Here is a 22,583-nt window from a genome sequence, read left to right as displayed (position 1 = left end):
GAGAGGTTACTGCGCGGCAGCGTAATTGTTGTTGCGCGCGATATCGGCGTTGATGGCGTCGGTTGCCGCGTCGAGCGCGTCGACGACGTCAGCGCCATTGGCGATGTCCGAGAGCGCCTTGCGGAATTCGAGCGCTTCGAACACATAGCCCGGTGTCACCGGACGCAGCATGGCCTGCTTTTCAGAGAGCGCGTAGAAGCTTTCGAGCGCGCCGCCGGGAGCGTAGTTCTTGGTGAGCGCGGCGGCTTCAGCGGTTGCCGGGATCAGGCCAATGCCATCGGAGAAGGCTGCTAAGTACTTTGGCTGCAGGGCGAACTCGATGAAGGCGCTGGCGCCATCGGGGTGAGCGGAGGTCGCCGACACGCCGAACTGCCAGGAAGCGCCGCCGATCTTGGGGCCGTTGCCGAAGTCTGGTGCAGGAAGGAAGAGCACGTCGTCGCCGAGGGCTTCGAGCGTCTTGACCGCCACCCAATTCCCATTCCACTGCAGGGCATAATCGCCATCGATGAAGCCGGTTTCGTGGCTCGCCATGTCCTGGCTCGTGCCCGGCACATAGTTATTGGTGAAAAGGCTCTGCCACCACTCGCCGAACGCGACGGCTGCATCGCCATTGAGCGCGCCTTCGGCGGTTTCATAGGAGGTGCGATCGACGAGATCGCCACCGAAGCTCCAGAGGAAGGGCGCGAAGGCATAGGGATACCATTCGCCCTGATCGGCCATGCCGAGGTTGAGCGGATAGTCGAATTCGCCCGAAGACTTGAGGGTTTCAAGGATGCCGTTGAACTCTTCGCCGGTCCATGGCTGTTCGAGGGTCGGAATGCGGATGTTGAACTTTTCGAGCGTCGACTTGCGGGCATACATGGCGACCGCAGCATCCCAGAGGCCGACCGAATAGACCTGGTCGTTATACTTGCCGATCGCGCCGGGCAGGAAACCATCGAGCGCGCCTTCAGAAAGCTGGAGCGGCTGCATATAGCCGGCCCAGGCCCAGTTCGGCATCACCGGACCATCGACGTCGATGATGTCGGGCAGATTACCGGCAACGGCGGCGGCGACGACGGAGTCATTGTAAGCGGCCTGCGGAAATTCCTGCAGCGAGACTTTCCAATCGGTCTGCGAACCGTTGAAATCGGTGATGATGCCGTTGATCAGGTCACGTTCCACCGTGCTGCCGGCGCCGTGGTACCACATGGTCAGGTTGGTTTGGGCGAACGCGGCGCCGCCGAGGGCGGTGCTAAAGGCCAGCGTTGCAGCGAGAAGCTTCAGGGATTTCATATGTCTTTCCTCCTGGTCGATAATTGGGTGATGGTTGTGTCGCGCGGCTGGACGCTGTCGCGCCAGGCGACAGGGCCAGAGACCAACTCATGGGCCGGTTCGCCCGGGCGTTGCGTGCCGGCGATGAGACGCAAAAGCTTGTCGGCAGCGCGGGCGCCCATGGCGGCATAAGGCAATTGAGCGCTGGTCAGGCCGGGATGCAGGTGCTCCGCGATCATGCGATAGTCGTCGTAACCGGCGACTGAGATATCGCGCGGGATGGCCATGCCGCGTTCGCGCAACAGGCCATAGACCCGCATCGCCATCTTGTCGTTGGCGCAGCAGATGACCGTCGGCTCGGCGCGGAGGACACGGTCGAGCGCATCCCAGAGCAGATCGAATTCGTGCGCGGCATTGGCGAGGGCGCCGACCTGAACCAGTTGCTCGTTGAAGGCAATGCCATTGCTCTCCAGCGCGCGCCGATAGCCATCCATGCGCAGTCCGGAGGCAATCTGCTGTTCGGGCAGGGTGAGGAAACCGATGCGGCGATGGCCCCGCTTGATCAACCCATCGACGAGGGTGAATTGGCCGCCCGCGTCATCGGGCAGAACGGCCGGGGTCTCGTCGGCATCAAAGCAATTGACGAGCACCATGGGCCGATCGCGCAGATTGGCCGGCAGGCTGACTTCGCGGTGATATTCGGCGACGTAGAGGACGCCCTCGACGCGGTGCTCGCGGAAGGTCTGCAAGAGCGCCGGGATGCGATCGACCTGACCGCCGCTATCGGCGATGAGCAGGGTGCGATTGCTCTGGGCAATGACGCGCTGCGCGCCTTGCACAAGATAGATTTCGGGAAGGCCAGTATCTTCGAAATGGTGGGTGGTGCTGATGGCGCCGGTGATCATCCCAATCAGCCCGGAGCGCTGCGAGCGCATAGTGCGGGCGGCACTTGATGGCACATAGTTGAGAGAAAGCATGGCCGCTTCGACGGCTTCGCGCGTCTTTTCGTTGACGGGCGCATCCCCGTTCATGACGCGACTGACCGTCTTGGGCGAAACACCCGCAGCTTTCGCAACGTCATAGATGGTGGCCAAGCGATCCTCCCTTGGTTGGACTGATCCGGCACACAGCGCTGCCAACTAATCCACCCCGATGTCTTCCCGGTGATTATGACACCGATGTCATGACATCGGTGTCATATATGCATCTTGCGTTTATCCGGTCAATCCCTGTTGCTGAAGGTCTGCTGCGAGCACATCCTAAGCGCCAATTTTTGGGCAATTTTGCAACCAAAAATGCCAACCAACTCCAGTTGACGCCTTCGAGGCGGAGGAGTATCTCGGTTCTCAGGACATCTCGCCCTAACGCGAGACCATAGGCCTGGGAGGGCCGCTAGAGAATGGCTGATACGCCCCTGACCGCACCGGCGGTAAAACCGGCTAATCCAAATTTTTCGTCGGGTCCATGTGCCAAGCGTCCAGGCTGGACGATTGAAGCGCTTGCTGGCGCGCTGACTGGCCGATCGCACCGCGCCAAGCCTGCCAAGGCGCGCATTCAGCAGGCCATCGACCTGACTCGCGAACTTCTCGAAGTCCCTGCCGACTATCGGATCGGCATTGTTCCCGCGTCCGATACGGGTGCGGTCGAAATGTTCCTATGGAGCGCGCTTGGTGCTCGGGGCGTCGATATGCTGGCTTGGGAATCGTTTGGTGCCGGTTGGGTAACCGACGTGCAGAAGCAGCTCAAACTTGCTGATTGCCGCGTTCTGGAAGCGCCCTATGGCGAACTGCCTGATCTGACGCAGGTCGATTTCAACCGCGATGTGGTGTTCACCTGGAATGGAACGACTTCGGGCGTGCGCGTGCCGAATGCGGACTGGATCCCGGCTGACCGCGAAGGCCTGACCATCTGCGACGCGACCTCGGCGGCCTTTGCGCAGAAGCTCGATTTTGCGAAGCTCGATGTCGTCACCTTCTCCTGGCAGAAGGCGCTGGGTGGCGAAGCCGCGCACGGTATTCTTATTCTCTCGCCACGCGCCGTCGAACGTCTCGAAACGTTCAAGCCTGATCGTCCGCTGCCGAAAATTTTCCGCATGACCAAGGGCGGCAAGCTGATCGAGGGCATTTTCAAAGCCGAAACGATCAACACCGTTTCGATGCTCTGCATCGAAGACGCGATCGATGCCATGCAGTGGGGTTTGCAGATTGGTGGTTTGCAGGCCATGCAGGCCCGTGCCGATGCCAATTATGGCGTGTTGGCCGACTGGGTGGAAAAGACCGATTGGGTCGATTTCCTCGCCAAGAATGCCGATCAGCGGTCGAACACTTCTGTGTGCCTCTCGATCGTTGATCCTGAGATCACGGCGCTTGATGATGAAGGTCAGGCTGCGTTTGCCAAGGCGATCGTGGCGCGGCTGGACAAGCTCGGTGTGGGTTATGATTTTGGGTCGTACAAGGACGCGCCGGCTGGCCTGAGGATCTGGGCCGGCTCGACGGTCGAAGCCTCCGACCTTGCGGCGTTGACGCCTTGGCTCGATTGGGCCTTTGCCCAGGAAAAGGCCGCGCTCAAGGTTGCTGCCTAAGTAGTAAAAACACCCCCTCCCAACCTCCCCCATCAAGGGGGAGGTGCTGATCGAGTTCCTGGCAGGCGACTGCGACAAACTCGGAGCGAAATTGCGGGGATGATCTCTCAGTATTCATGCGGGTCGCCGGTTCAAATCCCGCTCCTGCAGCAAAATTGGAAAAACCCAAAAAATGCCAAAAGTTCTCGTTTCCGACAAACTGAGCCCGACCGCCGTCCAGATCTTCAAGGACAATGGCGTCGAAGTCGATTACCTGCCCGATCTCGGCAAGGACAAGGAAAAATTCCTTGAGGCCATCGGCCAGTATGATGGTCTTGCCATCCGTTCGGCCTCGAAGGTCACCGAGAAGATCATCGCTGCCGCGACCAATCTGAAGGTCATTGGCCGCGCCGGTATCGGTGTCGACAATGTCGATATTCCGGCGGCGACCAAGAAGGGCATCATCGTGATGAACACGCCCTTCGGCAATTCGATCACGACTGCCGAACACGCCATTGCCATGATGTTCGCGCTGGCTCGCCAATTGCCGGAAGCCGATGCGTCTACGCGCGCTTCGAAGTGGGAAAAGAACCGCTTCATGGGCGTGGAAGTCACCAACAAGACGCTTGGCCTGATCGGCGCCGGTAATATCGGTTCGATCGTTGCCGACCGCGCCATTGGTCTGCGGATGAAGGTCATTGCCTTCGATCCGTTCCTGACGCCGGAACGCGCCCAGACGCTGGGTGTCGAAAAGGTCGAGCTCGACGATCTGCTGGCCCGCGCCGATTTCATCACGCTGCACACGCCGCTGATCGACGCGACGCGCAATATTCTCAATGCCGAAAATCTTGCCAAGACCAAGAAGGGCGTGCGGATTATCAATTGCGCCCGTGGCGGCCTGATCGATGAGGACGCGCTCTATGCGGCTTTGAAGTCGGGCCATGTCGCTGGCGCGGCGCTTGACGTTTTCCTCGTCGAGCCCGCGGAAAACAATCCGCTGTTCGAGCTGCCCAATGTCATCTGCACGCCGCACCTTGGCGCCTCGACGACGGAAGCGCAGGAGAATGTGGCGCTGCAGGTTGCCGAGCAGATTTCTGCTTATCTCATGACCGGCGAAATCACCAATGCGCTCAACTTCCCGTCGATTTCGGCGGAAGAAGCGCCGATCATCACGCCATGGGTGAAGCTGGCCGAAGCGCTCGGCTCTTTTGCGGGCCAGCTCACGGAAACGGCGATCACCGGCATCAAGATCGAGTTTGAAGGTACGCCGGCTGGGCTGAATACTCGCCCCATGGTGGCGGCCGCCATCAATGGCGTGCTGAAACCGTCGCTTGGGGACATCAACATGGTTTCGGCGCCGCAGATCGCTAAGGATCGCGGTATCACGGTTGAAACCACGACCCGCGACCAGCAGGGCGCCTATGAAGGTTATGTCCGCCTGACCGTCACCACAGAACAGCAGACCCGCGCAGTTGCCGGCACGATTTTCGCCAATGGCAAGTCGCGCGTCATCCAGGTTAAGGACATCAACATGGAAGCGGAACTCACCCCGTCCATGCTCTATGTCACCAATGAGGACAAGCCGGGTCACATCGGTCGCCTCGGTACACTGCTCGGCACGCTTGGCATCAATATCGCCAATTTCAACCTCGGTCGTGCCGACGTTGGTGGCGATGCCATCGCGCTAGTCTCCATCGACGGGACGCTGACTGAAGAGCAATTGGCCAAGATCGCGGCGCTTGAAGGCGTCAAGCAGGCCAAGGCCGTACGCTTCTAAGACAAGTTCAATTATTGACAATTGGCCCCGCCGGCATGCTGGCGGGGCTTTCTTTTTGGGCGTGCGACGCGCTACTCTCCGGCGTCCCCTGCGCCGGCTTCTGGCGCCAATCCCAAAAATTTCGAGGTTCTGATGAAGACCTTCAAGGTGCCCCACACCGATCTGACCGTGTCGAGCGTCGTGCTTGGCTTGATGCGTATCGCCAAGATGAGCGACAGCGAAATCCAGGCGCTGTTTGGCGCGGCGATGGATGCCGGCGTCACGGTTTATGACCATGCCGATATCTATGGCGGCGAGCGTCATCGTTGCGAGGAGCGATTTGGCGAAGCCATCACGCTCACCGCCGCCGATCGCGAAAAGATCCTGATCCAGTCTAAGGTCGGCATCCGCAAAGGATTTTTCGATTTTTCGTCCGAGCATATTTTGCAGACGGTCGATGAATCATTGGCGGCGCTTCGCACCGATTATCTCGATGTGCTGCTGCTGCATCGGCCCGACACCCTGGTCGAGCCCGAAGATGTCGCTGCCGCCTTCGACAAGCTCGCAGCCTCGGGCAAGGTGCGCCATTTCGGCGTTTCCAACCATACGCCCGGCCAGATCGAAGTGCTGAAGACGGCGGTGAAACAGCCGCTGCTGTTCAATCAGGTCCAGCTCAGCGTCACCCATGCCAATCTCTTCGCGCAGGGTGTCGCGGCCAATATGAATGGGCTCGACCAATCGATCAGCCGCGACAATGGCCTCCTCGATTATTCGCGCCTCAAGGGCATGATGTTGCAGGCCTGGTCTCCGTTCCAGAAGGGGTTCTTCGACGGCGTTTTTGTTGGCGATCGGGAAGGGTTTCCCGAACTCAACGAGGCGCTCGATGAGCTGGCTGAGAAATACAGCGTAACGCCGACGGGCATTGCGGTGGCCTGGATCACGCGCCACCCGGCCAATGTCCAGGTGGTTCTCGGCACGACCAAGCCCTCGCGCGTCGCGGAATGTGCGGCGGGGTCATCCGTGCCGCTGACGCGGGAAGAATGGTATCGTCTGTTCCGCACGGCGGGGCATACGCTGCCATAGGCTTGCGGCTAGGCGGCGCTTTTCCGCGCCGCCCACTCCGCCAGGACGATGCCGGTGATGATGATCGCGGCGGCGAGGAAGTGATAGGCCTCAAGATGCTCGCCTAGGATGATCACCGAGCCTAGCGTGCCGAAAACCGGAATGAGATTGTGGCTCGGCGCCGCGCGATTGGCGCCGACGAGTTCAACGCCGCGGGCATAGGCGATCTGGCTGAACATGGATGGGAAAGTCGCGACATAGGCGATGACCAGCCAGACAGTCGGGGACATTTGCGGCAACGTCGCCACCGTTCCGAGCCCGCCGCCGAACAGCGCCAGCATGATCACCGCTGCGGTTGCCGCGCCGAAAAACGAGACCGCCATGAAGCTGAAAACATGGACCTTTGGGCGAAAGCGGAGTGCGAGCGTATAGGCGGTGTAGGCGAGGCAGGCGAGTATGACAAAACCATCGCCGAGATTGATGTCCATGCGCAGAAGCCGCGATGGATCGCCATGTGTTGCCGTCAGAATGACGCCGAAAATTGCGAGCAGCACGCCAAAAATCTGCAGCCATCTGGCGCGCACGCGAAAAATCAAAAAGTTGGCGCCCAGAATCAGCATGGGCAGTGACGCCTGCTCGATCGCGGAATTGACCGCCGTGGTCATGGTGAGGCCGACGTAAAGCAGCGCATTGAAGAGCGCGTAGCCGATAATGCCGTAGCTCATCAGCACCGGCCACGAGCGTTTCACTTCATCCCAATCGGCGCGCAAATGATGCCAGGAAAAGGGGAGAATGAACAGCGTCGCCAGGACACACCGGCAGGCGAGCAGCAGGAATGGGCTGATTTCGCCGACTACAAGCTTGGCGGCGATGACATTGCCGCCCCAGAAAAGCGGCGCCAGAACCAGCAAAAGATAGGGCTGATCGAGAATTCTGGCGGTTATGCCGCGATTTTCGATGGTCTGCGGCTTTGTCATCGGCGCTTGGGTGATGTAAGGACAGTCGGACTTATCAGTTATTCGGCTGCATTCAAACCCGACACCGGGCGCGGCCGAAAGGACGAATGTCCGCCACTTGGGTAAGGGTGCAGCCTTTCTGGCCGGCCCGATTTCTGTCGTGCCGGGCCTTGGCACGCCTTAAGTTAAGGAAGACTGGACTATGGCGAATGTGGTTGTCGTCGGCTCTCAATGGGGTGACGAGGGCAAGGGCAAGATCGTGGATTGGCTCTCGGAACGCGCTGATGTCGTCGTGCGCTTCCATGGTGGTCACAATGCCGGCCATACCCTTGTGATCGATGGCGTGAGCTATAAGCTGGCGCTGCTGCCCTCGGGCCTCGTCCAGGGCAAGCTCTCGGTCATCGGCAATGGCGTCGTCGTCGATCCCCACCATTTCGTTCAGGAAATGGCCAAGCTGCGCGGGCAGGGGGTCGAGATTACCCCGCAGATCCTGCGCATTGCCGATAATGCGCCGCTCATCCTGTCGCTGCATCGCGAGCTTGACGGTATTCGCGAGGACGCCAATTCCGGCCTCAAGATCGGCACGACACGCCGCGGCATCGGCCCAGCTTACGAAGATAAGGTCGGCCGTCGCGCCATCCGCCTCATCGATCTCAGCGAACCCGATACGCTCATGCCCAAGATCGAGCGTCTTCTCTCGCACCACAACGCGCTGCGCCGCGGTATGGGTCTTGGCGAGATCGACGCGCAGACGATCTATGACGAGCTGACGTCCATCGCCGGCGAAATCCTGCCCTTCATGGATCAGGTTTGGCGCGTGCTCGATGACAAGCGCCGCGAAGGCGCGCGGATCCTTTTCGAAGGTGCGCAGGGCGCGCTCCTCGATAATGATCACGGCACCTATCCTTTCGTAACCTCGTCCAACACCGTTGCCGGTCAGGCCGCCGCTGGTTCAGGCCTTGGGCCAACGGCGATCGGCTATGTCCTGGGGATCACCAAGGCCTATACGACGCGTGTCGGCGAAGGCCCGTTCCCCTGCGAACTCGACGATGAAATCGGCCGCCATCTCGCGACCGTCGGCAAGGAAGTCGGCGTCAATACCGGCCGCCCGCGCCGCTGCGGCTGGTTTGATGCGGTCCTCGTGCGCCAGACGGTCAAAACCTCGGGCATTACCGGGATCGCTTTGACCAAGCTCGACGTTCTCGATGGTCTGAAAGAGATCAAGGTCTGCGTCGGCTATGAGCTCGATGGATCACGCATTGATTATTTGCCCGCCTCAATGGGGGCACAAGCCCGCGTTAAGCCGATCTATGAGACGCTTGAGGGCTGGTCGGAAACGACTGCCGGCGCGCGTTCCTGGGCCGAGCTGCCGGCCCAAGCCGTTAAATATGTTCGCTATATCGAAGAGCTGATCGGGGCCCCGGTCGCATTGTTGTCCACTAGTCCCGAACGCGCAGATACCATCTTGGTAGTTGACCCGTTCCAAGACTGATAAAACTTGCTAAAAGACGTCGCTGCAATTGTGAGTACCCAGTAGCCAATGGCGGACTATAAGGAGCTGTTGCGCCGAGCAATCTCGGCGCTGCCGGAGAACAATGGAGCTGCGCGCCGCGCAGTTTACGAAAAGGCACGCGCCGCCCTTGTCGGGCAGTTGCGGTCTATCCAGCCTCCTTTGCCGGCTCGCGAAATCACCCAGCACCGCCTGCAGCTCGAAGACTGCATCCGTCAGGTCGAGCAGGAAGCGAGCGAAGCCGTCATCAGCCTTGGGCGCGACGCCATGTTTGCGCCCAAACCGGCAGCGGCGGCTCCTCAGCCCGCGCCACAACCTGCCGAACCCGATCCAGTCGCGGTCATCAGCCCACGACCAACTGCAACTGATGCGCGCCCCGCACAAAGTTTCGTGCCGCCGCAGGCCGTCAAGCGCCCAGCGCCGCAACCGGTTTTCGTTCCGCCGGAACCCGAACCAGAACCAGAGCCGGAATATGTTCCGGAGCCTGAGCCGGAACCGATTGTTGAGGCGGTCGACGAGCCTGCCGATGACGATATGCTCACGCAGAGCCCGATGGATGAAACCCTCTCGATCGAGGAAATCATCAGCCAGGCTGCCGATGCGGGTGGCGCCAAGGTCCAGTCCTCGACGCTGCCGTTCGAGCTGCGTCCGGCCGAACGTCCGGGCGTCGCAAAATCCGATGAGCCCGATTTTGTGCCGCCGCCCGCGGTTGCGCCGGTTCCGCTCAAGCGCCCCGATTTCACGCCGCGCCGCGACGTTGCGGCCATTGGTGCCGCTGCTGCTGTCGGATTTGGTGGCACCGCGTCTGCTGTTGCCCGCGTTGAGCCCTCGCTCGGCGGCAGCGCCGCTTTGGCGCGCCAGCCGGTCATCGAGCCCGAGATCACCGTTGTCGAGCGCCCGGTCGAAACCGCGCTCTCGAGCGTGCGCGAAGTCGAGATCGATGACGGCGCCAAGGAAGCCGAAGGCGCCATCGAGCGTGCCATCGAGACGCTTGATCGCGAAGCACGCGGCGAAGTATCGGAAACGACGGCGAGTGGAGAGACTCCAGCTCTCGCCGATGCCGGCCTTGCCGAAGACAATGCCGATCCGAGTGCCTTTGACACGGCTGGCAGCCAGCGTCGCCAGGGTGCAGGTCTGACCATTTTCCTCATCGTCTTTGCCTTGCTGCTCGCGGGTGCCGGTGGCGCCGGTTTCTGGGCGTGGCGCGAAGGTTATGTCGACCTCGACCAGATGTTCGGCCGCGCCGCAGCACCGGTGACCCAGACGGCGGATACACCCATCGCAACGACGCCAACGCTCGATGCGCCGAGCGTCAACGAGACGACGACAGGCCCCGGCAATACGGCGACGACCCCGACGATCGAACCGACAACGTCGATCGACGGCACCGAAGATCGCTTGGAGCCGACACCAGAAGCGGTTACGCCTAATGGCACTGAAACCGCCTTGCCCTCGCTCAATGGCGGTGAGGTCAAGACCGAAGAGCGCCTCTCGGGCGCCGATACCAGCATCGCCGCAACCAACGATCCCGCGAATAGCGTCGATCCGGCCGTGCTCGCTGGCAGCCAGTCGCTGCTGCTTGAGGCCTCGTCCGATGGCCGCACTGGCGCCGTGCCCTTCTCAGGAACGGTCGATTGGGCCAAGGGCGAAGATGAACTCGGCCAGCCGACCCTCGTTGGCAAGGCGAGCATTCCGGCCCGTGCGCTCAATGTCTCGGTGACGATCCGTCGGAACACGGACCCGAGCCTACCGGCCAGCCACTTGATGGAAGTCAATTTCGACGTCAGCGACACCTTTGTCGGCGGCTCGATTTCGAGCCTTCCTGGCGTTTTGCTTAAGAACGAAGAACTTGTGCCCGGCACGCCGCTGGTTGGCGCCTCGGCGCGCATCGTGGGCAATAGCTTCCTCTTTGCCCTCAGCTCATCCCCTGATGACGAGACGGCCAACGTCAACCTTCTAGAAAACCGTCGTTGGCTCGATCTGGCGATTGTTTATGGGACAGGCCGAAACGCCATCCTGACGCTGGAAAAAGACAGCGAGGCGGACTTGCTCTTCAAGGAAGTGTTCGCCGCCTGGGCACAGTAATCAAAAGGCCGCTGGATGAAACCAGCGGCCTTTTTCTTTAGGTCTCGCGAAGACTGCCATTCTCCAGCCGGTAACTCCGCTGCGCCAGCGCAGTGATGTCATCCTCGTGGTGGCTGACGAGAATGGTGTGCCAACCTTCACCCTCTGTCAGTTCTGCGACCAGCGCGCGAATGCCGTGCCGCGTGTCGTCGTCGAGCGCGGAAAACGGCTCGTCGAGGAGAAGAACCGGCTGGTCGCGCAGCAGCGTTCGCGCCAGCGCGATACGTTGCTTCTGGCCGCCGGAGAGGGTGGCTGCTGTCTGCTCGCCAATGCTCTCAAGCCCCATCCGCTTCAACACGGCATCCACGCGGGTGCGCTTTTCCGTCTTGCCGACATGGCGCGGCAGGCCCAGGGCGACGTTGTCACGCGCCGATAGATGTTCAAAGAGATTATCGGATTGCAGCAGCAGTGAGATGGGGCGCGTCTCCGGCGAGAGCGGCAGAAGATTTTGTCCGTCGAGATCGAGGCTCCCACCTTTTGGGTTCAAGAAACCAGCCAGAAGATCGAACAGCGTCGATTTGCCCGAGCCGCTGGCGCCTGAGATCGCAGTCACGGCGCCAGCTTCAGCCGCAAAGCTGAAATCATAGGTTTGCGTGTCCGCGCCATAGGCAAAGGCGAGGTGGTCAGCGCGAAGCATGATCTAGTCTTTCGAAAAGGCGGGGTAGAGCCACAAAGGCGACAATGGTGCCGACGAGGAGGATCGCAGCGATAGCCGCGGCATCATTGTTGCGATAGGCGCCGAGCGCGCGGAACATCATCAGCGGCAGGGTCTGAAAATCCTGCGTGCCGAACAGCGCGATGACGCCGAGATCGCCGAGCGAGAAGCAGAAGGCCAGGGCCAGCATCAGGCCGATATCCTTGCCCAGCAGCGGATATTCCACCAGCCGGAACTGCTGCCAGCCGGAAAGGCCCAGCGATCGGATGAGTTTTCCGCGTGACCGCGCAACCGCGTCGAGTGGCGGGCCGAGCGTCGCGACGGCGAAGGGCAGGGCAAGGAGACTGTTGGCGATGATGACGACAACCGGCGCCGCTTGCGCTGGCGCCACGCCGAGATTGCGCACGATCAGGAAAAAGCCGAGCGAGAGTACGACGGCCGGCACCGCGAGATAGGCAAAACTCGGCGTGCCCAGCAGCGTTCGCGCGGCGCGCGAACCGCTGGCAGCGCGGCCCAATGTCAATGCCAGAGCCAGAACCAGCGTCAGCCCCGCCGAGGCGCTACCGATGATGAGACTCGTGCCCAGCGCCCACCAGAATGTTGCCTGGGCGAACACGCGGAGGAGGCCGAAGCCGAGCCCGTCAATCAGCACGGAGACAAGCGGCAGGGCGAAGCCAACGGTGGCGAGAGCCAATATCAGCCCCTGCAGGACGCGCGCGCCAAAACCATCGCGCCAAGTTGGCGGCAGCGAGCGGCCTTGGACGCTGACGACAGGCGTCGTGCTTGATGCAAGAAGGATAACGAGCGCGCAAACGCCGATCTGGGTCAGGGCCAGTCGCACGGCGCCGACAAGATCGAAATCGAGCCGCACCGCCGAATAGATGGCCACCTCTAGCGTTTGGTTTGCTGGTCCGCCGCCGAGCAGCAGCACGATCGGGAAGCTCGTAAAGGCGAGGAGAAAGATGATGGCGCCGAGGCCCGGCAGGCTGGTGCGCATGGCGGGCCAATCTATCAGCCGAAACCGCTGCGTCGCTGATAGGGCAAGTGATTGCCCGACCTTGAGCTTGCTTTGCGGAATGGCATCGAGCCGCGCAAGGAGAATGCGCGCGGCAAAGGCGCCGTCGAGGATGACATGGGCGAGGAGAATGCCGGAAAGCCCAAAGGCCGGATTGCCGATCGAAAAACCGAATAGCGTTTCGCTCGCCTGGTTGATCCAGCCATTGCGGCCCCAGATGGAGAGGAGCCCAAAAGCGACGACCATGCCGGGCGTGACAATGGCGGCGGCAAAGAGCCCGACCACCAGATCGCGCCCCGGAAAGCGCAAGCGATTGAGCGCCCAGGCGAGGGCCATGCCGACGGTGAGCGAGAGGATGGTAGTAAGGCCTGCCTGGATGGCGGTCATCCGCAGAAGGTGCGGAATGTCGACGCGCGAGGAGCCGCTGGCGTCGGTGGCGGCGGAGAAGATGGCCCAGAGCACGGCGGCGATGAGGCCGGCTATGGCGACGGCGAGGGCTGCGGAGATGGCGATGCGGGTGGGGCGGTGGGGGAGGGTCAGCATGAGTAGCCACACGCACTGAACGGCACCTTCCCCCTTGCGGGGAGGGTTGGGGAGGGGGGAGTGAGCCACAATAGCGTCGTGGCTGCCGACACCCCCTCCCAACCTCCCCCGTCAAGGGGGAGGTGCCATATCGAGTTTGTGGACAGCATCGATTACTGCACCGCCGCCAGCATCTCGTCGATCCACTCGGACGAATCCGCCAGGATATCCTCGTCGCTCAGCCGCAAGGTCTTTTCAGGCTGCGGCAAGCTGGCAAAGGCCGGGTTGAGATCAGCCCCAAGATCGACCACGGGGAACATCCAATTGGTCGTCGGGATGATCTTCTGGCCCTCGGGCGAAGCGAACCATTCGAGGAACTGCTTGGCAAGATCCTGGTGCTTGGAAGATTTCAAAATCCCGGCCACTTCGATCTGCGGATAATGCCCTTCTTCGAACAGCGCCGCTTTGATCGTGTCGTCGTTCTCTTCGATGATGTGGTAGGCGGGCGAGGTCGTATAGGAGAGCGCCATGTCGGCTTCGCCATCGAGGAAGAGCGAATAGCTCTCGCTCCATTCGCGCGTGACGGTCAGGATATGGGGCTTGAGACCGGCCCAGATTTCCGTCGCGCGGTCGCCATAGGCGGCCTTGATCCAGAGGACGAGCCCAAGGCCCGGCGTTGCCGAACGCGGGTCCTGGATGGCGATCTTGAAATCGTCTGGCATGGCGATGAGCTCTTCAAAGCTCTTGGGCGGGGTTGCGGTCCGGTCCGTGTCGTACATGAAGGCGAAATGCGAATAATCGAATGGCACGAATTGCGCATCCGCCCAGGCTTCCGGCAGATCAAGCTTGTCGAGCGTCAGGCCATGATCGGCAAAAAGCCCGGTGGCGCGGGCTTCGCCGGCAATGGCGGTGTCGAGCCCGACAATGAGGTCGGCCTCGGTCGTGGCGCCTTCAAGCTGCACGCGGCGGAGGGTGCCGATGGAGGAGTCGGCGGCGACCCAATTGAGCTTGCAGCCGCAGACGGGTTCGAAGGCTGCGGAAAGCTGCGGGCCGGGACCCCATTCGGCCGCAAAGCCGTCATAGGTGTAGATGGTGAGCGTGGGTACATCCTGCGCATGGGCAGAAACGGCAGACAATCCAAAAAGGACCGCAAGCGCGAGGCAAGTGGATTTGACCATTGGGTCATCCCTTCAACGGTTGCGGCCATGGGAGAAGGGATAAGTCAATGGAGAGGACGCGAAGAGACGCCCTTGCCATCTCGAACTTCCTCCGCCAGCATGACCTGGTTCAGGTTCTATGGGTAACTCTCAGCTCCGGACATGATCCGGAACACCCCAGCGAGACGGCTCGGACCATATTGAGAGAATTGTGACAGTGCAAGTGACTTCAGGAAGCGGCGCAGGCGCAGTGCCGCTGGTCTTTCAACGGCCTATGGCCATTGTCGGCGGCGGTGCCGTCGATATCGCGCTTTTGCAGGATCTGGGCGCGCGCGGCATTGCGCTGGTTGGTGCCGATGGCGGCGGCGACGCGATCGGCGCGGCGGGCCTGACGCCCGATGCGATCATCGGCGATCTCGATTCTCTATCCGATCGAGCCGGGTGGGAGCAGCGCACGCGCGTCATCCATATCCCCGAGCAGATCACCACCGATTTCCAAAAGGCGCTCTATTCGACCAGTGCCCCGGTGACCCTTGCCCTTGGGATGACCGGTAAACGCCTCGACCATACGCTCGCCGCGCTCAGCGCGGTCCTCCAATATGCGCAGATGCGCAAATTACTGCTGGTCGATGAAACCGATGTCGCGCTCGCAGTGACCGGCTGCATCGCTTTCGACGCGGCGCCGAAAGAACGTGTGTCGATCCACCCGCTGGTGCAGATCCAGTTCCGCCGATCGACCGGGCTTTATTACCCCATGGATGGCCTCATGCTTGAGCCGGGAGGCCTCATCGGCACATCGAACGAAGGCACAGGTGGAGAGGTGGTGGTCGAGCCTGAGGACGACACGCCCTGGCTTCTTATTCTGGGCAAGGAGCGGCTCTGGGATCTGATCGAAGAGGCGCGCAAAAGTGCATAGACGCAGCGTGCTTGCGGGTCTCGCCGCCACTCCGCTTCTGACAGGCAGGGGATTTGCCATGAGCAGTTTTACGCAAGCGATCGCGGCCTCGCTGCCGCCCGGCATGGAACTACCAGAAGCCTTCGTCACCACGATCGACTGGCTCGACGCCAACAATTTTGTTCGCGATGGCAGCATGGCCTTTGTCAAACAGGCCGATGCCCAGCTCACCAGCGAAACCGGCTTCAAGCCGGTCGATCCCGGCCATGTCGAGGCATGGCTTGGTACGGATGACAAGGCCTATACCGGGCGCCTAGCGCCCATTATCCCGACCGGCGGCGAAGGCTCCTACGCTGCGCTGTGGCGCCGTGACGATGGCGATCTCTCCATCGTCCATATGGGCTCGGGCTCCGGCTCGGTGTTGATGGCAACGCTGACCGAGAATCCCGTCGATATGCTGCGGCTTATGGCGATCGGCTATGGCGAACTGTGCTGGCCGGAATATTTCGGGATTACGCCGGAAGACGAGCATGCCAATCTCGTGGCCGCCGTCGGCGCGGAAAACGTGCCGCCCTATAGCCCGCCAGCAGAGTTCCGCCAGTTCATCAGCAAGACATTTGATGTCACCATCCCGCGAACGGCGACGGAAATTCTTGGCAATATCGAGAATGCCCCGCCGAACGATCCCTTCACGCTTTGGCTTGCGTCCATTCCTGAAAACTAAAAAGGCGGGCACTTGGCCCGCCTTCGTCATCTCATGATGTCGTCGATCAGTGCGGACGAGCCGCTTCCTTGACCGCTTCCTGCACCTTTTCAAAAGCGCGGACCTCGATCTGGCGGATACGCTCGCGGCTGACGTCATATTGCTGCGCCAGCTCTTCGAGCGTCGATGGATTGTCCTGCAAGCGACGGGCCTGGAAAATGGCGCGTTCACGCTCGTTGAGCACATCCATGGCTTGCGTAAGCAGGCCCATGCGCTCGTCGAACTCTTGCGTTTCGCCGAGGCTGGTTTCCTGGTCGGGCGTATCGTCGACGAGCCAATCCTGCCATTCCGACGAGCCTTCGTCCGCACGCATCGGCGAGTTGAGCGAGGCGTCGCCCGAAAGGCGAGCGTTCATCGATACGACATCGGCTTCGGTCACCTTGAGCGTCGTCGCGATCTGCTTGATCTGGTCAGGGTGGAGGCTCCCCTCTTCCAGAGCCGCGATCTGGCCCTTCACCTTGCGCAGGTTGAAGAACAGCCGCTTCTGAGCGGCAGTCGTGCCGATTTTGACGAGGCTCCACGAGCGGAGGACATATTCCTGGATCGCGGCTCGGATCCACCACATGGCATAGGTCGCGAGGCGGAAACCCTTTTCAGGCTCGAAGCGCTTGACCGCATGCATGAGGCCCACATTGCCTTCCGAGATGACTTCGGAGATCGGCAGACCATAGCCGCGATAGCCCATGGCAATCTTGGCGACCAGACGCAGATGGCTGGTGATCAGCTTCTGCGCCGCGCCGGGATCGGCATGTTCCTTGTAGCGCTTGGCAAGCATGTATTCTTCATCGGGCTCCAGCATCGGAAACCGGCGTATTTCCTGAAGGTAACGGCTAAGTCCGCCCTCAGACGAGAGGACAGGCAGATTCGTTTGGGCCATCGTGCACCCCCTTTCGTGATTCCCCCGCATGGCGCGGGCGGAAAATCTCCTCTTGTCCTTGCGGCACAAGACGAGACGCACAGCCATATATAGGCGGCAGTTTGGCGAATTTAAGAGGCAAAAGACGTCCGAACGTTACAATTCGGATAAGGTTCCTGCCAGCATTCGAACTGCCTGATAGGTATACGCCCCAGGCCCCCAAGCAGTTCGATCACCCTTGGGTGAGTGACCGGAGCTGAGCTTATCGGGCGAATGCCTTGTCGAATGGCTCAAGCGCGTCTTCGAGCGCTTGCAGATCGTCTGGCAAATCGGCCTCAAACGTCATCTCTTCGCCGGTGACGGGATGCTCGAAACCGAGTTCGGCAGCGTGGAGCGCTTGCCGGCCCAAAGCCCGGACGGCATCTGCCAATTCTTCGGGGAGACGATTGAGCTTTGTCGCAAAACCAGACGCGTAAACCTGATCGGCGACCAGCGGATGGCCGATATGGGCCATGTGCACGCGGATCTGGTGCGTGCGGCCGGTTTCGAGCTGGCACTGGATGCGCGTGATATCCCAGCGCTCGTCGCCATAGCGCGCCTCGACCGCATAATGGGTGATTGCCTCGCGTCCATCCTTGCGTACTGCCTGTTTCAAGCGATTGCCGGGGTCGCGGCCGAGGGGCGCATCGACCGTACCGAGCGCGCTTTGCGTCGTGCCCCAGGCAAAGGCAGTATAGGCGCGATGGAGGGGACCGGTGCGACCGTGATCAGCAAACTGGGCCGAAAGGTGCTTATGCGCCCGATCGGTCTTCGCCGCGACCATGACGCCTGACGTGTCGCGGTCGAGCCGATGAACGATGCCCGGCCGCTTTACGCCACCGATGCCTTTGAGGCTTTCGCCGCAATGGTAGATCAGCGCATTGACCAATGTGCCATTGGGCGAGCCGGGGGCAGGGTGGACTACCATGCCGACGGGCTTGTTGATCACGATGAGTTCGTCATCCTCGTAAAGGATGTCGAGCGGGATATTTTCCGCCACCGGTTCAGGATCTTCCGGGGGTGGGGCAAGAAGGACGATTGTCTCGCCCGCCTTCAGCCGGTATTTGGGTTCGCTGACGGTCTTGCCGTCGATCGTGACAGCGCCTTCAAGGATCAGGTCCTTGATCCGGCTACGGCTCAGGACATCGTGCTCCTTGGCGAGAACGGCATCGAGCCGTCCGCCGGCCACTGTTTCATCGACGACAAGCTCGATCGGCTCGCCCTCGAATTCGGAAATGGTTTCGTCTGCCATGAGTGATCCTGACAAGTCCGGCAATACGCCCTTTCCTGACGAGAGGGAGCTCACGCCGGAGGCTAATGCCGCTATTGGAAAAGCACGCCGCTCGGCGGGTTTCGCCATGGGCATCATGTTGCTCGGCTTTATGGCGGTTGGCTTTGCGATTGTCTATCGCGTCATGCGCGATGCGCCGCCGCCAACGATCGCCGAAACCGTCAGCGTCCCGGCCGGCGCCGAAGTGCTCTCGGCACTCAGTGTCGATGGCACGATCCAGGTGACCTATCAGGCCGGCGGCGCGGTAATGCTCTCAGTCTTTGACGCAAGCACCGGTGAACTGCGGCAGACGACGGCGATTTCCGCGGAGTAGGAATTAGGGGCTTTGCCCTCAGCGCCCCTGAATTTCCCTTAGAGCCTGCAGGCGGTCCGAGACCGACCCACGACGTGGACCTTCGCTCGGCGGGGGTTCGAGCGTGCCCATGGATTCACCATCGTCGGCGAAGCGCTGAACGCGGTCAAAGAGGCTTTCCTCGACCTCGTCTTGTAGCGGCGCGTCATTGTCCACCGCATAAACGAGCTTGCTGACGCTGGCGGCGATATCGTTCAGCCGCTCGCGCAGATGAGCCTCTTCCATCCGCTCGGTGTCCCAATCGGCCAGAATGGAAGACCCCACATTGGCGACCTTCTTGCGGAGCTTTTCGACCTCGTCTTCGAGGTTGAGCTTGTCGGCCAGAAGTTGTTCGGCGCGGCCATTGCTTTGTGCAACCGCCTCGCTGCTTTCGGCGAGCAGGGCATTAAGGCGGTTTTCGGCGCGGGCAATCCGCGCCTCTGCTGCCGTCAAAGCCTCTGCGTTTTCTTCCTGATCAGCGTCGCGGCGGGCGAGGGCATTGCGCATGGCGGCAATCGCGGCGGTCGATTCCGTCGAGCGGCGATCGGAATTCTCGAGGCGCTCGATGAGGCTGCGAGCCTGATCTTCGAGGAAGGCCGCGCGCTTACGCTCGACGGCCAGCGCCGTCATCAGACGCTCCATGTCTTCTTCATAATCGCCGAGAAGACCGATCTCCTGCGCCATGGTCGAGGCTGGGAGGCCACCACGCAGATTGCTGCGCAGACTTTCGATCTCGCCCTGTCGTGATTCAGCATCGCGTTCGCGCATGCGCAACCGCTGGGCAAGGTCGGTGCCTTCCTTTTCGAGCTCGAGAATGCGCGCCCGCAGTTCTTCCTGCCGCGCTTCGAGTTCGGTGACGACGGAAAGGTGCTTGTCGCGTTCGGCCTTGAGCGCGCCGAGATCGGTGCGCTTTTGATTGACGTCGCTGAGCTGCTCGGCAAGGCGCTTGCGCAGAGCCTCGACATTCATTTCGAGCCGGCGGGTCGAGAGCGCGAATTCGGCTCGCAACTGGTCCTTGTCTGCGCGGAATTCGGAAAGGGTGATCGGGGTCGCCGCTTCAATGCGGCGCTTGGTGAGGCGCACGGCGCGCTTCCACACCGCGGGCATGATGATGAGCGCGATCAGCCCCGCAGCTAAGAGGCCCAGCGCAAAATACATCATGTTTTCGATCAGCATCGCGCATTCTCCGGCTGCACCGGCAGACCCAACGGCTTAATAAGCCGGACCGGTCTAGCCTGACCATCTTTGCCGAAGATTAACCCTAACGGCTTTGGGGCTCACCGTCACGAAAAAGCCGGGGAAAGTGCCCCGGCTTGCCTACACGTTTTATCGCTTGATCCGATCAGAAGGGGTTCCAGGTGGGCTCGTTGGTGAAGTTGAGATAGCCGACATTGATCCCGAGACGTGCGCCGACGCCGGAGCGGATGGGCACCACGACGACATTGCCGCGCTTGGTGACTGTCATGCCGAAGCCGCCGAGCACATAGGCCGAGCCATCAACACCGGGGTAGCGGCCAAGGATTTCCTGGATGGCGTTGAGATTATAGACCAGCATTATGACCTTTGAGCCATCGCCGCCAACGTCGAAGCCGATGCTCGGACCCTGCCAATAGATTGAATATTCTCCCGCATTGCGGGTGAAAAGCTTGCCCTCGCCGTACTTGGCCCCGATGAACAGGGCGCCGCCGGCTTCCTCGCCGAGAATATAGCCATTGGGCAAGCCGAACTGGCTCACGGCCTTTTCAACGACAGAGGCAAGGCCCTGAGAGGCGGAGCCGAAAAACTGGTGTCCGCTTTCGACCAGTTCCTGGCCGGAATAGGTATCGCTCAATGAGCCCTGCGCGAAAGCGGGGGCGGCCGCAGGCATGGCGAGCGCCAGAATGAGGGCGCCAATCTTGGCGAGGCGTTTGAACATGGTCTGCTCCCTTGGCGGCTCAGCGTGGTTACGAAGACATTAAGGTCTTTGCGGCAAATTTGCCGTCGACGTCGTGCCGTTCCTGAGCCAGATCATGAAGCAAACCTCTAAACAAATCTTAACCATGTTTGCCGTGCTTCTGCCGCTTTTCGGGCCGGTTTCGGCCCAGTTCAGCGCGGCAGTCGCCCAATCGGTCGTGAGTTATATCACCACCGATCCACTGACCGGCACCGCTATCGGCGGCATGGATCCGGTGTCTTATTTCACCGATCCGGCACCGCTGCCCGGCAAGCCAGAGTTCGAATTCTCCTGGAAAGGCGCGCCCTGGCACTTTGCCAACGAGGCCAATATGGAAGTTTTCAAAAAACATCCGGAAATTTATGCGCCTCAATATGGCGGACATGGGGCCATGAGCATGGCGCGCGGTTTTGTGTCGGATTCCGATCCGCGGATGTACACCGTCTTCAAGGAACGGCTTTTTCTCTTTTATTCCGCCTCCAACCGCGAGGCATTTCTTCTCGCGCCAGATGCCGCTGCGCGCAACGGCGCCAAGAACTGGCCCACTTTATCCAAAACACTGTCGACGCAGTAGTGCTCGGCAACGCTCCTCACTATCCTTCCGCAACACTGATTCCCCTCTGCCTTGGGCGAGGGCGTATGGAGACCGACGATGACCGATATCATTGAGCTCAAGGCAACAGACCTCGCTGCCATGCTCTGCTCGCGGGTTTGCCATGACCTCATCAATCCTATCGGCGCCATCGGCAATGGCCTCGAAGTCCTGGCCGATCCCAACCAGGCCGATATGTCAGAGGGCGCCCGCGACCTGATCGCCAGCGCGGCCAAGCAGAGCCGGGCCAAGCTCGAATTCGCCCGTCTTGCCTATGGCGCGTCCTCGACCGCCGGCACCGATATCGACACGCGCGAATGCGAGCGCGTTGCGCGCATTCTCTTTGAAATCGAAAAGGCCGATCTCGAATGGGATGTGCCGCTGATCCTTCTGCCCAAGCATAAGGCCAAGCTATTCATGAACATGCTGCTGATTGCAGCAGGTTCGGTACCGCGGGGCGGTCAGGTCAGCGCGCGTATTTCAGGTCCTGCGGGCGAAGAAAAGTTTGAATTCAGCTCCAAGAGCGATCCAGAAAAGCGCCAGAAGACGCTGGTCCCCTCGGGCTCTGCCGGCCTTTTGTCGGGCATGCCCGATGAAGGCTCGGTCGATGCGCGCGGTATCCAGCCGTTCTATACCGGTCTTCTCGCCCGCATGACCGACATGGAACTCGATATCGGTATCGAGCAGGACGTTTTCTTCTTCACCGCTCTGCCCAAGTCCAAGGACGCCGTGGAGGCATCGGCCGCTGAAGAAACGAAGGCGGAAGACGTGAAGGTCGAAGAGACCAAGTCCGAAGACGTCAAGGCCGACTAACCGGCGCATCTGTCTGGCGCATGTCGCTTTTTGGGGATCAGTCCCCATTTTCGAGCGGTATGCGCTAACCTTTCTCGAACCAGTTGCGCTGCATACTCCGGGTTGCCCTTGCTGCCCGGAGTTTTTAGATGCCAACCTGCCTGATCATTGACGACTCCAGCGTCGTCCGGAAGGTCGCGCGGCGCATTCTCGAAGATTTGCACTATGAGGTCGAAGAGGCCGAAGACGGGCAGGAAGCCTTCGAAAAGTGCAAGGTCAACATGCCTGACACGATCCTCCTCGATTGGCAGATGCCGATCATGAGCGGGCTCGAATTTCTAAAGCATTTGCGGGCCTATATCGGTGGCGAGACGCCCCATATCGTCTATTGCACAGTCGAGAACGACATCGGCGCCATCGCCATGGCCCGCAAGGCCGGGGCCAACGACTATATGATGAAGCCTTTCGATCGCGCGATCCTGGCCGCCAAATTCGATCCCGCCATCGTCGCGGCCTGATC

21 protein-coding genes and 1 riboswitch are annotated in these 22,583 nt (G+C 60.9%); of the genes, 11 read left to right on the top strand and 10 right to left on the bottom strand.

What is annotated here, in order from left to right; genetic code table 11:
* Positions 1–6: 6 nt before the first annotated feature.
* Together ASG47_RS11685 and ASG47_RS11680 are read right to left on the bottom strand one after the other, a co-directional pair.
* Entirely contained in the window at positions 7–1,275 is a 1,269-nt protein-coding gene (locus ASG47_RS11685) for an extracellular solute-binding protein (protein WP_061909189.1), read from the bottom strand.
* Positions 1,272–2,348, bottom strand: coding sequence for a LacI family DNA-binding transcriptional regulator (locus ASG47_RS11680; RefSeq protein ID WP_061909187.1), 1,077 nt, complete (start codon positions 2,346–2,348; stop codon positions 1,272–1,274). Before ASG47_RS11680 ends, ASG47_RS11685 begins: the two co-directional genes overlap by 4 nt.
* 305 nt (positions 2,349–2,653) lie before the next feature.
* Between ASG47_RS11680 and ASG47_RS11675 the strand changes: the two genes are divergently transcribed.
* The 3 genes from ASG47_RS11675 (at position 2,654) to ASG47_RS11665 (ending at position 6,653) form a co-directional block, all read left to right on the top strand.
* The gene (locus tag ASG47_RS11675; protein ID WP_061909185.1) at positions 2,654–3,835 is read left to right on the top strand and encodes a phosphoserine transaminase; all 1,182 of its coding nucleotides are present in this window, start codon (positions 2,654–2,656) and stop codon (positions 3,833–3,835) included.
* A 172-nt stretch (positions 3,836–4,007) separates the two neighbouring features.
* A complete protein-coding gene (gene serA / locus ASG47_RS11670; protein ID WP_061909183.1) occupies positions 4,008–5,591 on the top strand; it encodes a phosphoglycerate dehydrogenase in 1,584 nt (527 codons plus the stop codon).
* A gap of 132 nt (positions 5,592–5,723) precedes the next feature.
* A complete protein-coding gene (locus ASG47_RS11665) occupies positions 5,724–6,653 on the top strand; it encodes an aldo/keto reductase (RefSeq protein ID WP_061909181.1) in 930 nt (309 codons plus the stop codon).
* An 8-nt stretch (positions 6,654–6,661) separates the two neighbouring features.
* On the opposite strand, the gene ASG47_RS11660 is transcribed toward ASG47_RS11665, so the two are convergent.
* Complete coding sequence (locus ASG47_RS11660; protein WP_061909179.1) at positions 6,662–7,609, bottom strand: DMT family transporter; 948 nt, start codon at positions 7,607–7,609, stop codon at positions 6,662–6,664.
* 181 nt (positions 7,610–7,790) lie between these two features.
* Here ASG47_RS11660 and ASG47_RS11655 point away from each other — a divergent pair, with 181 nt between their 5' ends.
* Positions 7,791–9,080, top strand: a complete 1,290-nt coding sequence (locus ASG47_RS11655; RefSeq protein ID WP_061909178.1) for an adenylosuccinate synthase — start codon at positions 7,791–7,793, stop codon at positions 9,078–9,080.
* 48 nt (positions 9,081–9,128) lie between these two features.
* Positions 9,129–11,183 (top strand): hypothetical protein, encoded by a 2,055-nt coding sequence (locus tag ASG47_RS11650; RefSeq protein WP_061909176.1) that lies wholly within the window; start codon positions 9,129–9,131, stop codon positions 11,181–11,183.
* A 37-nt stretch (positions 11,184–11,220) separates the two neighbouring features.
* On the opposite strand, the gene ASG47_RS11645 is transcribed toward ASG47_RS11650, so the two are convergent.
* The 3 genes from ASG47_RS11645 to thiB form a co-directional block, all read right to left on the bottom strand.
* Entirely contained in the window at positions 11,221–11,859 is a 639-nt protein-coding gene (locus tag ASG47_RS11645; protein ID WP_061909174.1) for an ATP-binding cassette domain-containing protein, read from the bottom strand.
* The gene (locus ASG47_RS11640) at positions 11,846–13,435 is read right to left on the bottom strand and encodes a hypothetical protein (protein ID WP_061909172.1); all 1,590 of its coding nucleotides are present in this window, start codon (positions 13,433–13,435) and stop codon (positions 11,846–11,848) included. Before ASG47_RS11640 ends, ASG47_RS11645 begins: the two co-directional genes overlap by 14 nt.
* 152 nt (positions 13,436–13,587) lie before the next feature.
* On the bottom strand, positions 13,588–14,592 hold the full coding sequence (gene thiB, locus ASG47_RS11635) for a thiamine ABC transporter substrate binding subunit (protein WP_061909170.1): 1,005 nt from the start codon (positions 14,590–14,592) through the stop codon (positions 13,588–13,590).
* 67 nt (positions 14,593–14,659) lie between these two features.
* Positions 14,660–14,761, bottom strand: a riboswitch (TPP riboswitch).
* A gap of 33 nt (positions 14,762–14,794) precedes the next feature.
* On the opposite strand from thiB, the gene ASG47_RS11630 reads away from it, so the two are divergent.
* A complete protein-coding gene (locus ASG47_RS11630) occupies positions 14,795–15,487 on the top strand; it encodes a thiamine diphosphokinase (RefSeq protein ID WP_156464078.1) in 693 nt (230 codons plus the stop codon).
* Positions 15,488–15,545: 58 nt separating this feature from the next.
* On the top strand, positions 15,546–16,190 hold the full coding sequence (locus ASG47_RS11625) for a hypothetical protein (RefSeq protein ID WP_061909166.1): 645 nt from the start codon (positions 15,546–15,548) through the stop codon (positions 16,188–16,190).
* 46 nt (positions 16,191–16,236) lie between these two features.
* Here ASG47_RS11625 and rpoH read toward each other — a convergent pair whose 3' ends face one another.
* The gene (gene rpoH / locus ASG47_RS11620; RefSeq protein ID WP_061909164.1) at positions 16,237–17,106 is read right to left on the bottom strand and encodes an RNA polymerase sigma factor RpoH; all 870 of its coding nucleotides are present in this window, start codon (positions 17,104–17,106) and stop codon (positions 16,237–16,239) included.
* Positions 17,107–17,347: 241 nt separating this feature from the next.
* Positions 17,348–18,376: an RluA family pseudouridine synthase gene (locus tag ASG47_RS11615; RefSeq protein ID WP_061909162.1), complete on the bottom strand. Its 1,029-nt coding sequence runs from the start codon at positions 18,374–18,376 to the stop codon at positions 17,348–17,350.
* On the opposite strand from ASG47_RS11615, the gene ASG47_RS11610 reads away from it, so the two are divergent.
* Positions 18,375–18,728 carry a DUF6476 family protein gene (locus ASG47_RS11610; RefSeq protein ID WP_062629889.1) on the top strand — a complete coding sequence of 118 codons (354 nt, stop codon included), beginning with the start codon at positions 18,375–18,377 and terminating at the stop codon, positions 18,726–18,728. The two genes, ASG47_RS11615 and ASG47_RS11610, sit on opposite strands and share 2 nt — an antisense overlap.
* Before the next feature lie 18 nt (positions 18,729–18,746).
* Here the strand turns inward: ASG47_RS11610 and ASG47_RS11605 are convergent, their stop codons facing one another.
* Positions 18,747–19,922, bottom strand: coding sequence for a hypothetical protein (locus ASG47_RS11605; protein ID WP_061909158.1), 1,176 nt, complete (start codon positions 19,920–19,922; stop codon positions 18,747–18,749).
* Positions 19,923–20,088: 166 nt separating this feature from the next.
* A complete protein-coding gene (locus tag ASG47_RS11600) occupies positions 20,089–20,661 on the bottom strand; it encodes a DUF1134 domain-containing protein (protein ID WP_061909156.1) in 573 nt (190 codons plus the stop codon).
* Positions 20,662–20,785: 124 nt separating this feature from the next.
* Between ASG47_RS11600 and ASG47_RS11595 the strand changes: the two genes are divergently transcribed.
* The 3 genes from ASG47_RS11595 to ASG47_RS11585 all read left to right on the top strand — a co-directional run bounded on the left by ASG47_RS11595 (position 20,786) and on the right by ASG47_RS11585 (position 22,581).
* Positions 20,786–21,253, top strand: a complete 468-nt coding sequence (locus ASG47_RS11595; RefSeq protein ID WP_061909154.1) for a YHS domain-containing (seleno)protein — start codon at positions 20,786–20,788, stop codon at positions 21,251–21,253.
* A 78-nt stretch (positions 21,254–21,331) separates the two neighbouring features.
* Entirely contained in the window at positions 21,332–22,084 is a 753-nt protein-coding gene (gene chpT / locus ASG47_RS11590) for a histidine phosphotransferase ChpT (RefSeq protein ID WP_082511704.1), read from the top strand.
* A 128-nt stretch (positions 22,085–22,212) separates the two neighbouring features.
* Positions 22,213–22,581, top strand: coding sequence for a response regulator (locus ASG47_RS11585; protein WP_061909152.1), 369 nt, complete (start codon positions 22,213–22,215; stop codon positions 22,579–22,581).
* Positions 22,582–22,583: the final 2 nt, after the last annotated feature.

The organism is Devosia sp. Leaf420, from assembly GCF_001425445.1.
Lineage (GTDB): Bacteria > Pseudomonadota > Alphaproteobacteria > Rhizobiales > Devosiaceae > Devosia.
This window is presented reverse-complemented; position numbering and strand designations above follow the sequence as displayed.

Bases quoted from the DNA above. Each gene is read 5' to 3' on its own strand.
- ASG47_RS11685 (WP_061909189.1), bottom strand. From the start codon at position 1,275: ATGAAATCCCTGAAGCTTCTCGCTGCAACGCTGGCCTTTAGCACCGCC.
- ASG47_RS11675 (WP_061909185.1), top strand. From the start codon at position 2,654: ATGGCTGATACGCCCCTGACCGCACCGGCGGTAAAACCGGCTAATCCA.
- serA (WP_061909183.1), top strand. From the start codon at position 4,008: ATGCCAAAAGTTCTCGTTTCCGACAAACTGAGCCCGACCGCCGTCCAG.
- ASG47_RS11665 (WP_061909181.1), top strand. From the start codon at position 5,724: ATGAAGACCTTCAAGGTGCCCCACACCGATCTGACCGTGTCGAGCGTC.
- ASG47_RS11660 (WP_061909179.1), bottom strand. From the start codon at position 7,609: ATGACAAAGCCGCAGACCATCGAAAATCGCGGCATAACCGCCAGAATT.
- ASG47_RS11655 (WP_061909178.1), top strand. From the start codon at position 7,791: ATGGCGAATGTGGTTGTCGTCGGCTCTCAATGGGGTGACGAGGGCAAG.
- ASG47_RS11650 (WP_061909176.1), top strand. From the start codon at position 9,129: ATGGCGGACTATAAGGAGCTGTTGCGCCGAGCAATCTCGGCGCTGCCG.
- ASG47_RS11645 (WP_061909174.1), bottom strand. From the start codon at position 11,859: ATGCTTCGCGCTGACCACCTCGCCTTTGCCTATGGCGCGGACACGCAA.
- ASG47_RS11640 (WP_061909172.1), bottom strand. From the start codon at position 13,435: ATGCTGACCCTCCCCCACCGCCCCACCCGCATCGCCATCTCCGCAGCC.
- thiB (WP_061909170.1), bottom strand. From the start codon at position 14,592: ATGGTCAAATCCACTTGCCTCGCGCTTGCGGTCCTTTTTGGATTGTCT.
- ASG47_RS11625 (WP_061909166.1), top strand. From the start codon at position 15,546: ATGAGCAGTTTTACGCAAGCGATCGCGGCCTCGCTGCCGCCCGGCATG.
- rpoH (WP_061909164.1), bottom strand. From the start codon at position 17,106: ATGGCCCAAACGAATCTGCCTGTCCTCTCGTCTGAGGGCGGACTTAGC.
- ASG47_RS11610 (WP_062629889.1), top strand. From the start codon at position 18,375: ATGAGTGATCCTGACAAGTCCGGCAATACGCCCTTTCCTGACGAGAGG.
- ASG47_RS11615 (WP_061909162.1), bottom strand. From the start codon at position 18,376: ATGGCAGACGAAACCATTTCCGAATTCGAGGGCGAGCCGATCGAGCTT.
- ASG47_RS11605 (WP_061909158.1), bottom strand. From the start codon at position 19,922: ATGCTGATCGAAAACATGATGTATTTTGCGCTGGGCCTCTTAGCTGCG.
- ASG47_RS11600 (WP_061909156.1), bottom strand. From the start codon at position 20,661: ATGTTCAAACGCCTCGCCAAGATTGGCGCCCTCATTCTGGCGCTCGCC.
- ASG47_RS11595 (WP_061909154.1), top strand. From the start codon at position 20,786: ATGTTTGCCGTGCTTCTGCCGCTTTTCGGGCCGGTTTCGGCCCAGTTC.
- chpT (WP_082511704.1), top strand. From the start codon at position 21,332: ATGACCGATATCATTGAGCTCAAGGCAACAGACCTCGCTGCCATGCTC.
- ASG47_RS11585 (WP_061909152.1), top strand. From the start codon at position 22,213: ATGCCAACCTGCCTGATCATTGACGACTCCAGCGTCGTCCGGAAGGTC.